Raw genomic sequence first — 13,106 nt, 5'->3', positions numbered from 1 at the left:
TGCGGACGGTACCGCCGGGCGACCCGCGGCGGAGGTTTCCGCGCCGTCTCGGCACGGCTCGTCGCGTCCACGCGACCCGCGGCCCCGGCGATGAGCGCCGACTCGCACGGGCACGTGACAACGCGGATCGAACCGCTGCTCAGCGCGGCGCAGCAAAGGACCGGGCAGGCCTCACTCCACCTTCGCCAGTTCACGGGCCGCCTCGCTCTGTCCCGCCGCGTTGCCCAGCTCCACGAACATCCGCAGCGACCGCCGCAGGTGGCCCTCGGCTTCCGGTCGCCGACCGCGTGCCGCGAGCGCGATCCCCGTCGCGAGGAGGATCTGCGCCCGCAGGTCCTCCGATCCGAGTTCCCGGGCCAGTTCTCCCGCCCGGCGCAGGTCGGCCTCGGCGGCGGCCGGATCGCCCAGCCGCACCAGTTCCGTGGCGCGTCCGATGAGCGCGGTCGCGAGCGCGTCGCGCAGGTCGTGCCGTTCGGCGAGCGCCACGACCTCGGCGAAGAGTTCGTGCGCGGCCTCGTGTTCGCCGAGTCTGGCGTGCACCTCGGCGAGGTTGTGCATGGCGACGCATTCGGAGTCGGGGGCCCCGACGGCCGCGGCGAGTTCCCGGCATTCCCGGTAGCACTCCAGGGCGGCGCCCAGGTCGCCGGTGAGGAGGTGCACGGTCCCGAGGCCGCTCAGCACATGACCGAGGCCTCGCTTGTCGTCGGCCCGCCGCTTGTGCTCCCGTGCCCGCTCGAACCACTCCAGTGCCTCGGCGTACCCGCCGATCCGCCACCAGACGTCGCCGATGCGGAAGGCCGCGGCACCCGCGTGGACGTCGTCGCCGTAGGTCTCGGCGACCTCGAAGGCGTGCCGGTGGATCGCCATTCCCTGGTCGTGCAGGGAATGCAGGTGCAGGCGGCGCCACAGCAGGGACGACAGCCACTGCGCGTGGTCTCGCCGGCCGTGCGCGGCGGCCTGTGCGGTGACGGCGACCAGGTCGTCGAGTTCGGCGTCGAGCCACGCGGCCCCGTCGACGCTGTTCTCGAAGCGGCGGGCGTGGTGGTCAGAACCCGGCAGAACGCTGTGGTCGCAGGGGTCCCAGGAGTGTTCGGCGTCCTTGGCGTTGGCCGTGGTGTGGACGTAGTAGTCGGCGAGCCGCTCGCGGGCCGCGTCGACGGCGGCGGTGTCCAAAGTGGATGCGAGTTCGGCGGCGTAGGCCCGCAGCAGGTCGTGGGTCCCGTAGCTCTCCGGCGCGTCGGTCTCGTCGATCAGGTGCGCGTGCAGGAGCGTCCCGAGCCGCTGTTCGGCGTCCTCGTAGGAGATTCCGGCCAGTGCCGCGGCGGTGTGCGCGTCGACGCGGCGGCCGGGATGCAGGCCGATGAGCCGGAACAGGCGGACCGCGTCGGCGTCGAGCTTCTCCAGCGACCACGAGAACACCGCCCGCGCGTCGCTGTAGGGATCACCGGGGTCGGCGAAGAAGTCCAGTTCGCGTGAGGACAGGTCCGCGACGAGTTCGGCGAGGGTGTCCCCGGGCCGGTCGGCGGCGTGCCGGGCGGCGACCCGGAGGGTCAGCGGCAACCGCGAGCAACGCTCCACAAAGGACAATGCGGCCTCCGGTTCGGCCGTGACCCGGTCCCCGATCAGGTCCCCCAGAAGGGAGAGCGCCTCCGCCGGAGTCAGCAGGTCGACGTACAGGCGCACCGCGCCGTCCCGTGCCCGCAGCCCGGTGAAGGCGTGGCGGGTCGTCACCACCGCGAAGGAGTCGGGTCCGGTCGGGAGGAGCGGCCGCACCTGCTCGGGGGTGGCGGCGTTGTCGAGGACGACCAGCAGGGCGCGATCGGCGGTGAGGCTGCGGTAGAGCGCGAGGCGCTCGTCGGCGTTGACGGGGATGGACGACGCCGGAACGCCGAGGCCGCGCAGGAAGAGCCCGTGCACTTCCGTCGCCGTACGTGGTTTCCCGGGCCCGAAACCGGCCAGGTCGACGTAGAGCTGCCCGTCCCGGAAACGTCCCGCGACGCGGTGTCCCCAGTGGACGGCCAGGGCCGTCTTCCCGACGCCGCCGCTGCCCGTCAGCGCCGACAGCACCGCCGCCGGCGGTCGCCCCGACGGGTCGAGCAGGTCGTCGAGTTGCCGCAACAGCGACTCGCGGCCGATGAATCCCCGGACGTCGAAGGGAAGCTGTCTCGGCGTCGGGACACCCGGCTCCGCCGGCTGATCGCGGACGCCCAGATCGGCCGCCCTCGCCCGCCGCCACGCCGCCTCCCATGCCTTGCCGGACGGGGGATCCAGCTCTTCGACGAGGCCGCGCAGCACCGGCAGCCTCGGCAGCGGACGGCTCCCGTTGAGCGCGTCGCTCAAGGTCGAGGCGGGCACGCCCGTCCGTTTCGCCAGTGCCCGCAACGACGGGTCACCGGCCCACATTTTCAGTAAACGCAGTTCCCGCGCGAGATCCGCCGATGAGCCGACCCGGGCGGGATCGGGGCGTTCTGCGGGGTCGTTCGGCGTCACGATCTGGCTCCTTTGCGACGGCGCCTCCTGCCGTGCCGGGGCTTGCGATCGTAGCCGGTGCCTGTACGGGAACGTACGGGAGCGTCCGGACGGGTCGACGCAGCGTCGCCGATGTGTGCTCAATCAATGGTGCACGAGGCACGAGTACGGGGGTGGGGCCGCCTCGCATCGTTCGATCTGGGGGAGATTCAAACGATGCGAGGCGCCAACACTCACGCCCAGTCGCCCGTCCGCAGGAACTCGCCGATCGCCGTCTCGTGCGGCGCCAGGTCCATGCCCTGCGCCGCGACCCACCCGTCGTCGAAATAGCTGTGACCGTAGCGTTCGCCCGAGTCGCACAGCAGCGTCACGACGCTCCCCGCGACACCGGCCGCGCGCATCTCGCCGATCAGCGCGAACGCCGCCCACAGGTTCGTCCCCGTCGAACCGCCCACCCGTCGGCCGAGAAGTTTCGACGCCACCCGAAGCGCCGCCACCGAAGCCGCGTCGGGCACCTGCACCATCCGGTCCACGACCGTCGGAATGAACGACGGCTCCACCCGCGGCCGCCCGATCCCCTCGATCCGCGACCCGCCCCGCACCGTCGCCGCCGGGTTGGCCTCGCTCCACCCGGCGAAGAACGCCGAGTTCTCCGGGTCGGCGACGCACACCTTCGTCGGATGCCCCTGGTAGCGAACGTAACGCCCGATCGTCGCCGAGGTCCCGCCCGTTCCCGCGCCGACCACCACCCACGTCGGCACCGGATGCCGCTCGGCGCTCAACTGCTGGAACACCGACTCGGCGATGTTGTTGTTGCCACGCCAGTCCGTCGCCCGCTCGGCGTAGGTGAACTGGTCCATGAAATGCCCGTCGCGCTCACCGGCCAGCCGCCGCGCCTCGTCGACGACCGTCGCCGGATCGTCGACCAGATGGCACGTGCCGCCCATGAACTCGATGAGGTTGACCTTCTCCTCGCTCGTCGACCGCGGCATCACCGCGATGAACGGCAGCCCCAGCATCCGCGCGAAGTAGGCCTCGCTCACCGCCGTCGACCCGCTCGACGCCTCGATCACCGGCGTCCCCTCGGTGATCCACCCGTTGCACAAGGCGTACAGGAACAGCGACCGCGCCAGCCGGTGCTTCAGGCTGCCCGTCGGATGCACCGACTCGTCCTTCAAGTACAGGTCGACGCCCCACTCCACGGGCAGCGGAAAGGTCAGCAGGTGCGTGTCGGCGCTGCGGTTGGCGTCGGCGTGGACCTTCGCGATGGCCTCGTTGACCCAGCCTCGGGTCTTGTCGCAACATCGGTCGACGGTCTTCATGGCGCTCCCCGGGTGATGATCGCTTCTGCCTGGTCAACATAGCCGCCGGGGGCGGCCGCCGACGCGGCCAATCGGGGTGCGGAGTGGACTGCGCCTCACTCCTCCCTGGGTGTGCCGAGGGGCTGCGGCCGGGCTTCCCACTTCGTCGACAGCGCGATCGCCGTCCGCGTGCGCGCGACCCCCGGCAGCCGGTTGAGACGGTTCACGAGCTGCTCCAGCTCGCCGATCGCCCCGACCCGCACCTTGATGAGGAACGACTCCTCACCGGCCAGGAAATAGCAGGACTCGACCTCCGGGATCTGCTCCAGCGCGTCGGTGACCACCGAGTACTCGGTGTCGGTCCGCTCCTGGATGCCGATCAGGGCCGTCACACCCAGGCCGACGGCCTCGGGGTTGACCTCGGCGCGGTAGCCGGTGATCACGCCGTTGCGTTCCAGCCGGCCCATCCGGTCGTGCACGGCGGGGGCGGAAAGACCCACCTGCCGGGCCAGCTCGGCATAGGAACGGCGGCCGTCCACGCGCAGCATCTCCAGCAGCCGACGGTCGATGTCATCCATGGCTGCGACCCTAGTGGACGCAGCGGACCGACGACGAAGACGCCTGATCCTGCCGGTTTGGTGCATATTCAGGAGCTTGGTGCTCTAATGGGGGTGGACTCCGCCTGAAGGGGCGCAAGGGGCAGGGGGGCACGTCAATGGACAGTGAAGACCGCTTGTTGACACCGGGCGAAGTGGCGGCGCTCTTTCGCGTCGACCCCAAGACGGTGACCCGTTGGGCCGCCGCCGGCCGGATCAGCAGCATCCGCACGCCAGGTGGCCACCGCAGGTTCCGAGAGTCGGAGGTCAAGAAACTGCTCTTCGGGGAGCGCGGGGGACCGCCGCCCGAGCAGCCGTGACGCCTGAGGGCTTGCCCACCGGGTAGCGGCCCGCCGATACTTCCGCGGTGATCACCTTCGCCTCCCCCGACGAATACCGCGAAAGCCTCGGCGACCTCGACCACTGGTGGCCGCACGCCCGGGCCGTCCTGCGCCGCCACGGGCTCACGCCCACCGGCGAACCGCGGGCCGCCCAAGGCGGTTCGTACCCGACGATCCTCGTCGGTGACCTCGTCGTGAAGCTCTACGGTCACGCCGGCGCATGGCGCCGCGCGCACACCGCCGAGCTCCACGCCTACGAGGTCCTCGCGGGCGACGCCGAACTCGCCGCCCCGAGGCTGCTCGCCTCGGGGGAGTGGGAGGGCTGGCCCTACCTCGTCATCACCCGTGTCCCCGGCACGACCTGGGCCGACGCGGCGATGACGCCCGCCGAGCTCACCTCGGCCGCCGCCGACCTCGGCGCCCACATCGCGCGCCTCCACGCCCTCGACCCGGGGCCGCACATCGAGCGCTTCGCCGGCCGGCCGCCCCTCGACTTCGAGGCCGCCCACACCCGCTCCGCGATGCCGAAACGCCTCGTCGAACAGGCCGCCGCGTTCGTCGCGGACGTCGCCCCCGACGACCCGGTCTTCGGCAACGGCGACCTCTTCGAAGGCAACATCCTCGTCGCCGGCGGACGCGTGACGGGACTGATCGACTGGGGCGACGCCCTCGTCATCGACCGCCACAACGAACTCGCCAAGATCCACCTGTCCACCTTCCGCTGCGACACGACGCTGCTGCGGGCCTTCCTGAACGGCGCGAACTGGCCGGTCGCCGACGACTTCGCCCGCCGGGCCATGGCGATGTCCCTGGTCAGGCAGGCCGTCGGCGTCGCACAGCACGGAGGCGGCTTCGACAACTTCCACCTGATCCCCCGCATGTTCCCCGTCGACGACATCGCCACCCTCGACGAGCTCGCCGAGGCGGTCTTCGGGCTCTGAAGGCGCCCTAGCCCTCCAGCCTCGCCGCCCCCAGCTCACCGCGCCACCGCTGGTACAGGCTGTGCGCGACACCGGCCGCGTCCAGCACCCGGCCCGCCACGAAGTCCACGAGCTGCTGTACGTCGGTCGCCCCCGCGTAGAAGGCGGGGGAGGCGGGCAGCACCGTCGCGCCCGCGTCGTGCAGCGCCAGCAGGTGCACCAGGTGACTCCGTGACGCCGGCGTCTCCCTCGGCACCACGATCACCGGCCGGTGCTCCTTGAGGTTCACATCTGCCGCCCGCTGCAACAGGTCCTTCGACAGGCCCAGCGCGATCCCCGCGCACGCCGCCGTCGACGCCGGAACCACGACCATCCCGTGCACGGCGTACGACCCCGACGAAGGCCCGGCCGCGAAGTCCCCGGCGGGCCAGTAGGCGACGTCGTCGGCGGCCAGGTCGCGACCCAGCCACGTGCCCAGGTCGTCCTTCCAGTGCGCGTCGCGGATCGTCCCGCCCGTCTCGTCGACCAGCGTCAGCCGGGCCGCCCGCGACACCACCAGGTCCACGGCGTGCCCGGCGTCGAGCAGCCCGCCCAGCACGGCCTTCGCGTAAGGCGTGCCCGACGCGCCAGAGATCCCGACGATCCACGGTTTGCGCATGACTCAAGCGTGCCGCACAGGCCCCACGCGGGAGGCACGGGGCGGCACGACTCACAGCCCCAGTGCCGACAGGCCCGGCAACGCCGCCCGGGCCAGCTCACGCGCGGTGTCGGCCGAAGTCCCGCGCCGGGCCGCATCGGCCGCGCGCACACACTGCGAGACCGTGTGAGCGGCCAGCACGGCCCTGACCATCGGCAGCGAGGGCGCGCTCATCGACAGGCTCGACACGCCCAGCCCCACCAGCACGCACGCGAGCGCCGGATCGGCCGCGGCCTCCCCGCACACCCCGCACGACTTCCCCGCCCGGTTGGCCGCCTCCGCCGTCGCGTGGATCAGATCGAGCAGCGCCGGCTGCCAGGGATCCTGGAAGCGCGCCAGCGCCCCCAGCTGCCGGTCCGCGGCGAACGCGTACTGCGCCAGATCGTTCGTCCCGATGCTGAAGAAGTCGACGCCCCCGGCGAAGTCCCGCGCACGCAACGCCGCCGCCGGGATCTCCACCATCACCCCGACCTTCGCCGCCTCCTCGGTCAACCCGGCCGCGCGGGCCGCGTCGACGAAGAAGGCCGCGTCATCGCCGTCGGCGACCATCGGCGCCATCACCCACAGGTCCGCCGACAGGCCGCGCGCGGCCTCCGCGAGCGCCCGCAACTGCGTGTCGAGCATGTCCGGGTGGTGCCGCATCATCCGCAGCGCGCGCTCGCCGAGGGCCGGGTTCGGCTCCTCCCCCGTGGGCAGGAACGCCAGTGGCTTGTCGGCGCCCGCGTCGAGGGTCCGGACGACCACCCGCCCGTCGCCGAAGGACGACAGCACCTTCCGGTAGGTCGCGACCTGCTGTTCGAAGGTCGGCGCCTCGGCGCTGTCGAGGAACAGGAACTCGGTGCGGAACAGCCCGACGCCCTCGGCGCCGTGCGCGAGGGCTCCTTCGACGTCGGCGGGTCCGCCGATGTTGGCCAGCAGCGGCACGCGTTTGCGGTCGGCGGTCCGCCCGGGTCCCTTCGCGGCCGACACGGCCTCGGCGAGCGCGTCGGCGGCCTGCGTGGCGCGCCGGACGGCGTCCTCGTCGGGGTCGACGGTGATGACCCCGGTGGCGCCGTCGACGAGGACGCGGGTCCCGTCGGGCAGGTCGAGCGCGGCGGGCGCGGCGACGACGGCGGGGATGCCCATGGTGCGGGCAAGGATGGCGGTGTGGCTGGTCGGGCCGCCTTCGGCGGTGACGAAGGCGACGACCTTGGCCGGGTCGATGAGGGCGGTGTCGGCGGGCGCGAGGTCGCGGGCGACGAGCACGAAGGGCTCGTCGGCGACGGGCACGCCGGGCATGGGCGCGCCGGTGAGGACGGCCAGGACGCGGTCGCGGATGTCGTCGAGGTCGGTGACGCGCGCGGCCATGTACCCGCCGGCCTTGGCGAGGAGTTCGCGGAAGGTCCCGAAGGCCTCGTGGACGGCCCTGGGCGCGGCGAGGCCGCCGTCGATCCGCTGCCCGGCGACCTCGGCCAGGCTCGGGTCGCGGGCCATCATCGCCTGCGCGGCGAGGACCTCACCGGCTTCGGCGCGGTCGCGTGCGGCCGCGGCGGCCGCACGCGCGTCGAGGTCGGCGCCGACGGCGGCGAAGGCCTCGGCGGCCCGCCGTTTCGCCTCGGCCGGGTCGCCGTCGAGCGGCTGCCCGGCGGGCGGTTCGGGCACGGCGGCGGCCATGGCGCGGACGGGACCGGCACCGACGCCGGGGCTGACCCCGACGCCGGTGACGTTCGCGATGTCGGTCACGGTCAACTCCCGCCCTCCGGTGCCTGCGACACGAGCGCGGTGAGGCGGTCGACGATCGTCTCGTCGAAGCTGTCGACGGAGATCTCGTCGCCGTTGCGGACGTCGAGGCCGAGGACGGCGAGGATGCTCTTGGCGTTGACGCGGCGGCCGTCCTTGGTGAGGCCGACCTCGTCCTCCGACTCGGCGGCGGTCTGCACGAACACCGCCGCGGGCCGCGCGTGCAGCCCGACCTCGGTGGTGACCTTGATCTGGCGCTCAGCCACGGTTGTCTCCTCTACTCCCAGGTGAACAGCGGATCGGCGGTGCCGACCTCGCCGTCGGCGGTGACCGTGACGCGCTCGCGATCGGCGTCGAGGGCGATCACCGGACAGATCGGCGAGCGGCCCCCGGCCTCGATCGCGGCGGCGTCCCAGCGCACGATCTCGGCGCCGGCGTCGACGTGCGCGCCCTCCTCGGCGAGCAGCTGGAAGCCCTCGCCGTTGAGCTTCACGGTGTCGATGCCGAGGTGGACGAGGACGCCGCGGCCCAGGTCGTCGACGATGACGTAGGCGTGCGGGTGCAGTTTCTGGATCACGCCACTGATGGGCGCGACGGCGACGCCCGGCCCGCGGACCGGGTCGATGGCGCTGCCGGGACCGACCATGCCCTCGGCGAAGACCGGGTCCGGCACGCCGGTGAGGCCGACGACCTTCCCGGCGACGGGTGCGACTACCGACGTCATCGTCAGCCCTCCATCAGTTCTTCGATGTCACTGGCGATGTTGTCGGCGTCGGTCCCGACGACGACCTGCACGTTCGTGCCCGCCTTGAGCACGCCGTAGGCGCCGGCGGCCTTGAGCGCGCCCTCGTCGACGAGCGACGCGTCCTTGACCTCGGTGCGCAGGCGCGTCGCGCAGGGCTCCAGGTCCTCGATGTTCTCGGCGCCGCCGAGCGCGGCGATGATGGCCTCGGCCTTGTCCATGTCGGGCTCCCCCTGCCTTCGGGCGCGACCGGCGCCCACCCGTGGTCTATTTAACGCGGAAATGCCCGAGTTGTCGGGCCATCTGTTTATGATCGCGTCAATGTCGACCAGGTGACGGGGGGCGTCCGATGAGCGCGACGGCGGCGACAGGTGACAGCGCCAAAGGCGGATCGGCTGCCTTCGCGTTCCTGCAGAAGTTCGGGCGCAGCCTCATGTTGCCCATCGCGGTGCTGCCGGCGGCGGCGCTGCTGCTGCGCTTCGGGCAGCCCGACATGCTCGGCAAGGACGGTCTCGGCGCGCACTGGGAGTGGCTGCTGCCGGTCGCGAAGGTCCTCGCCGCCGCCGGTCAGGTCCTCTTCGACAACCTGCCGTTGTTGTTCGCCGTCGGCGTCTCGCTCGGCATCGCCAAGAAGGCCGACGGCTCGACCGCGCTGGCGGCCGTCGTCGGCTATCTCGTCTTCGACCGCGTCACCAAGGCCATGTTCAGCGAGTCGCGCATCCGCGACCAGGTCCTGCAGAACGTCGTCGCCGCCGACGGCTCGATCAGCCCGAAACTGAACATCGGCATGATGAACCCGACCGGTGTCCTCGGCGGCATCATGATCGGCATCATCGCCGGGCTGCTGTGGCAGAAGTACCACCGGATCAGGCTTCCGCAGTGGCTGTCCTTCTTCGGCGGCCGCCGCTTCGTGCCGATCGTCACCGCCGTCACCGCGATGCTCCTCGGCGTGATCTTCGGCTGGGTCTGGCCCGTCGTCGGGCAGTGGATCGCGAACTTCGGCGACTGGGTCACCGAGAACGGCGTGGTCGGTGCGGGCGTCTACGGCGTCATCAACCGTCTGCTGCTGCCCATGGGCCTGCACCACATCATCAACTCGATCGTGTGGTTCACCATCCCGACCTGCGACGTCAACGGCGTCGTCGCGCACGGCGACCTCAACTGCTACTTCGCCGGACAGGACGGCGCCGGCACCTTCATGGCCGGCTGGTTCCCGGTGCTGATGTTCGGCATCCCCGGCGCGGCCCTCGCCATGTGGCGGGCGGCCCGCCCGGCGAACCGGGCCGTCGTCGGCGGCCTGATGATCTCCGGTGCGCTGACCGCCTTCGTCTGCGGCATCACCGAGCCCGTCGAGTACTCCTTCATCTTCGTCGCGCCGCTGCTCTTCGGCCTGCACGTCCTGCTCAGCGGCGTCTCGCTGGCCCTCGTCACGGCCCTCGACATCAAGATCGGCTTCGGCTTCTCCGCCGGGCTCATCGACTACCTGCTCAACTTCAGCAAGTCGAACACGCACAGACCGCTGCTGCTGTTGCTCATCGGGCTCGTCTACTTCGTCGTGTACTTCCTGGTCTTCTACCTGCTGATCACGAAGCTGAACCTGCCGACGCCGGGCCGCGAGGCCGAAGACGAGGAGGCCGAGGCGGCCAACTCCACCTAGACCGCACGTGTGAGGAACCGGCCCCGGGGTTTCCCGGGGCCGGTTCTTCGTGCGGCTAGAAGAGGCCGAGCAGCCAGGCGCCGAGCGCGCCGACCGCCGCCAGCAGCAGGATCCCGATCGCCATGCCGACCGCGATGCGGCCCATCGTGCCGCGCTCGGGCGGCTTCGCCGGGCCGGGGCCTTCGCGGTGGCCGCCGAGGATGTCGCCGGTCAAGGACGTCGTCAGGTGCGTCAGCGCCCACGGGCCCTTCGTCCTGGGCAGGACCGGCTGGGGCGGCGTGAAGCCGTTGGGGAGGGTCTGGGGCTCGTCGTAGGCCCCCGTCGCACGATAGATCCGGCCCTTGGCCGGCTGCCACGGTGTACCCGTGGCAGCCGGCGGGCTCGCTTGCTCCTCTGGCCCCCCGGCGTGGGGGCCGCTAGGTCCGGGGACCGCCATCGCCGCCACCCGGCATGGGAGGCCACGGCAGCTCGGGCTCCGGCGGGCGACCGTAGGTGCGCGGCGTCGCCATCGGCAGACGGGCGGGAAGCTCGTCGGCGTTCAGGCGGTTGGCCGCGGGAACGGTCGCGACACCGCGAGCACCGTCACCGGCGTTGACGCCGTCGGCGAACCAGGAACTCGACGGTGCGGGTTCCGGCGGCGCGGGCGGAGGCGGCGGCGCGGACGGCTGCTCCGGCTGCTGCTGGAAGGGCTCGGCCAGGGAGGCCCAGGCGTCGCCGCCCTGCGCGGGCTGCTCGCCGGGCGCCTTCCATTCGGAGATGTCGGGCGTGTCGACGGGTGCCGCGGGCGGCGTGTACTGCGCGTAGCCCGGGGCCGGGGCCGACTCCGCGACCGGCGCCTCGACGGGCGGCGGGTAGGAGGCGGGCTCGGAGCTGGGGACACCGAAGGACGGTGCCTCGGCCGGGGGCGGCTCGGGTTCGAAGCGCTCGCCGCTGTCGGCGCTGGGTACGGCGAAGGAGGGGGCTTCGGGCTGTTGGGGCTCGAAGCGGTCGCCACCGTCGGAGCTGGGGACACCGAAGGAGGGTGCCTCGGCCGGGGGCGGCTCGGGTTCGAAACGCTCGCCGCTGTCGGAGCTCGGAACACCGAAGGACGGAGCTTCCGGTTCGAACCTGTCGCCGCCATGCGAACTCGGGACCCCGAAGGAGGGGGCCTCGGCCGCGGGCTGCTCGGCGGCGGGCGGGTCGAAGCGGCCACCGGCGTCCGAACCGGGCACGCCGAACGAGGGCGCCTCCGGTTCGAAGCGGTCGCCACCGTCGGCGCTGGGTACGGCGAAGGAGGGGGCCTCGGGCTGCTGGGGCTCGAAGCGGTCGCCACCGTCGGCGCTCGGAACACCGAAAGAAGGAGCCTCGGGCTGCTCGGGCTCGAACCTGTCCCCACCTTCGGCGCTCGGAATGCCGAACGACGGGGCCTCGGCGGGCGGCGGGGGCGCGAACTGCTCGTCGCCACCGGCGGCGGGCGCCTCGGGAGCGAACCTGTCGCCGCCCTCGGTGCTCGGGATGCCGAAGGACGGTGCCTCGGCGGGCGGCTGCTCGGCGGCGGGCGCGGGCGCCTCGGCGACCGGTTCGTCGTCCACGTCGGTGCCGATCGCGTCGAGCATGGCCTGTTCCTCGGCCGAGATCTGCGGCTCGGCGGGGGCCGGCGCGGGTGCGGCACCCTCCCAGATCGCGCCACCCTCGGCGGGCGGCGGAGGCGGGGGAGCGTCGGGATCGACGGCGGGACCCGCGTCGACCGGGGGCGCCTCGGCGGCCACGTCGAGCTTCTCGCCGATCGGCGGCGGCTCGGGCAGCGGCGGGAGCTCCCAGTCCTCGTCGTTGTCGGTCAGGTCCTTCTCGACCGGCGGCAACTCGGGCAGGGGAGGCAACTCCGGGTCGTCGACGGGAGCGGAGGCCGCCGGCTCGTCCGGACGGGCACCGCTGTTGTCGCCCGGCATGGAGAACGCCGGGGGCGCCTCGGCCGGAGGCGGCGACCACGCGCCGGGCTGCTCGGGAGCGGCGGGCGGAGTCGGCCACGGAGAGTCCTCGACCGGCGGAGCGGGCGGGGCCGCCGACGCGCCGGGCACGCCGAACGAAGGCGCGTCGCCACCGGGAGGCGGCGGCATGCTCGGTGCCTGCCACGACTGCTGCTCGCCACCGGGCGGCGGCGGGGGAGTACCCCACTGCTGGTCACCGCCGGGAGGCGGAGGAGGAGTACCCCACTGGTCGGCGGGGGGTGCGGAGGTCGGAGGCGTGCCCCACTGGTTTCCGCCGGGCGGCGGAGGCGGGGGTGCGCCCCACTGGTCCTGGGCCGGAGGCCCGGACGCGGGAGCACCGGGAGGAGGCGGAGGCGGCTGCCAGCCACCCTGCCCGGGCGGGGGCGGTGGTGCGCCCCACTGGTCTTGGGCGGGTGGACCCGAAGCGGGCGCACCGGGAGGAGGCGGCGGTGCGCCCCACTGGTCCTGTGCGGGAGGACCCGAAGCGGGCGCACCCGGAGGAGGCGGCGGAGCACCCCACTGGTCCTGCGCGGGAGGACCCGAAGCGGGAGCGCCGGGAGGTGGGGGCGGTGCACCCCACTGGTTCGGCGGTCCGGAGACGGGCGGGGGCGGTGGTGCGCCCCACTGGTCTTGCGCCGGGGGACCCGAAGCGGGCGCACCCGGAGGAGGCGGCGGTGCGCCCCACTGGTCCTGTGCG

Annotated in this window: 13 protein-coding genes; 3 read left to right on the top strand and 10 right to left on the bottom strand. The window is 72.8% G+C overall.

Annotated features, from left to right (window positions below; genetic code table 11):
• Positions 1-171: 171 nt before the first annotated feature.
• The 3 genes from HNR73_RS40900 to HNR73_RS26250 form a co-directional block, all read right to left on the bottom strand.
• Complete coding sequence (locus tag HNR73_RS40900; protein ID WP_184790296.1) at positions 172-2,490, bottom strand: ATP-binding protein; 2,319 nt, start codon at positions 2,488-2,490, stop codon at positions 172-174.
• A 212-nt stretch (positions 2,491-2,702) separates the two neighbouring features.
• Positions 2,703-3,791: an L-cysteine desulfhydrase Cds1 gene (gene cds1 / locus HNR73_RS26255; protein WP_184790295.1), complete on the bottom strand. Its 1,089-nt coding sequence runs from the start codon at positions 3,789-3,791 to the stop codon at positions 2,703-2,705.
• A gap of 95 nt (positions 3,792-3,886) precedes the next feature.
• The gene (locus HNR73_RS26250) at positions 3,887-4,348 is read right to left on the bottom strand and encodes an Lrp/AsnC family transcriptional regulator (protein ID WP_184790294.1); all 462 of its coding nucleotides are present in this window, start codon (positions 4,346-4,348) and stop codon (positions 3,887-3,889) included.
• Between the two features lie 137 nt (positions 4,349-4,485).
• Here HNR73_RS26250 and HNR73_RS26245 point away from each other — a divergent pair, with 137 nt between their 5' ends.
• Together HNR73_RS26245 and HNR73_RS26240 are read left to right on the top strand one after the other, a co-directional pair.
• Positions 4,486-4,686 (top strand): BldC family transcriptional regulator, encoded by a 201-nt coding sequence (locus tag HNR73_RS26245; RefSeq protein ID WP_184790293.1) that lies wholly within the window; start codon positions 4,486-4,488, stop codon positions 4,684-4,686.
• A 47-nt stretch (positions 4,687-4,733) separates the two neighbouring features.
• Complete coding sequence (locus HNR73_RS26240; RefSeq protein WP_184790292.1) at positions 4,734-5,648, top strand: aminoglycoside phosphotransferase family protein; 915 nt, start codon at positions 4,734-4,736, stop codon at positions 5,646-5,648.
• Between the two features lie 7 nt (positions 5,649-5,655).
• Here the strand turns inward: HNR73_RS26240 and HNR73_RS26235 are convergent, their stop codons facing one another.
• From HNR73_RS26235 to HNR73_RS26215, 5 genes are read right to left on the bottom strand one after another with little or no spacing between them, the layout of a single operon-like run.
• Entirely contained in the window at positions 5,656-6,285 is a 630-nt protein-coding gene (locus tag HNR73_RS26235; protein WP_184790291.1) for a UbiX family flavin prenyltransferase, read from the bottom strand.
• Between the two features lie 51 nt (positions 6,286-6,336).
• Positions 6,337-8,046, bottom strand: coding sequence for a phosphoenolpyruvate--protein phosphotransferase (ptsP, locus tag HNR73_RS26230; protein ID WP_373316650.1), 1,710 nt, complete (start codon positions 8,044-8,046; stop codon positions 6,337-6,339).
• Between the two features lie 2 nt (positions 8,047-8,048).
• Entirely contained in the window at positions 8,049-8,309 is a 261-nt protein-coding gene (locus tag HNR73_RS26225; RefSeq protein ID WP_184790289.1) for an HPr family phosphocarrier protein, read from the bottom strand.
• Between the two features lie 11 nt (positions 8,310-8,320).
• The gene (locus tag HNR73_RS26220; protein ID WP_184790288.1) at positions 8,321-8,767 is read right to left on the bottom strand and encodes a PTS sugar transporter subunit IIA; all 447 of its coding nucleotides are present in this window, start codon (positions 8,765-8,767) and stop codon (positions 8,321-8,323) included.
• A gap of 2 nt (positions 8,768-8,769) precedes the next feature.
• Positions 8,770-9,006 (bottom strand): PTS sugar transporter subunit IIB, encoded by a 237-nt coding sequence (locus HNR73_RS26215; RefSeq protein WP_184790287.1) that lies wholly within the window; start codon positions 9,004-9,006, stop codon positions 8,770-8,772.
• Between the two features lie 128 nt (positions 9,007-9,134).
• On the opposite strand from HNR73_RS26215, the gene HNR73_RS26210 reads away from it, so the two are divergent.
• Positions 9,135-10,442 (top strand): PTS transporter subunit EIIC, encoded by a 1,308-nt coding sequence (locus HNR73_RS26210; protein ID WP_184790286.1) that lies wholly within the window; start codon positions 9,135-9,137, stop codon positions 10,440-10,442.
• A gap of 55 nt (positions 10,443-10,497) precedes the next feature.
• Here the strand turns inward: HNR73_RS26210 and HNR73_RS26205 are convergent, their stop codons facing one another.
• Complete coding sequence (locus HNR73_RS26205) at positions 10,498-10,656, bottom strand: hypothetical protein (RefSeq protein WP_184790285.1); 159 nt, start codon at positions 10,654-10,656, stop codon at positions 10,498-10,500.
• Between the two features lie 202 nt (positions 10,657-10,858).
• A complete protein-coding gene (locus tag HNR73_RS26200; RefSeq protein WP_184790284.1) occupies positions 10,859-12,538 on the bottom strand; it encodes a hypothetical protein in 1,680 nt (559 codons plus the stop codon).
• Positions 12,539-13,106 lie beyond the last annotated feature (568 nt).

Source organism: Phytomonospora endophytica (assembly GCF_014202425.1).
Lineage (GTDB): Bacteria > Actinomycetota > Actinomycetes > Mycobacteriales > Micromonosporaceae > Phytomonospora > Phytomonospora endophytica.
This window is presented reverse-complemented; position numbering and strand designations above follow the sequence as displayed.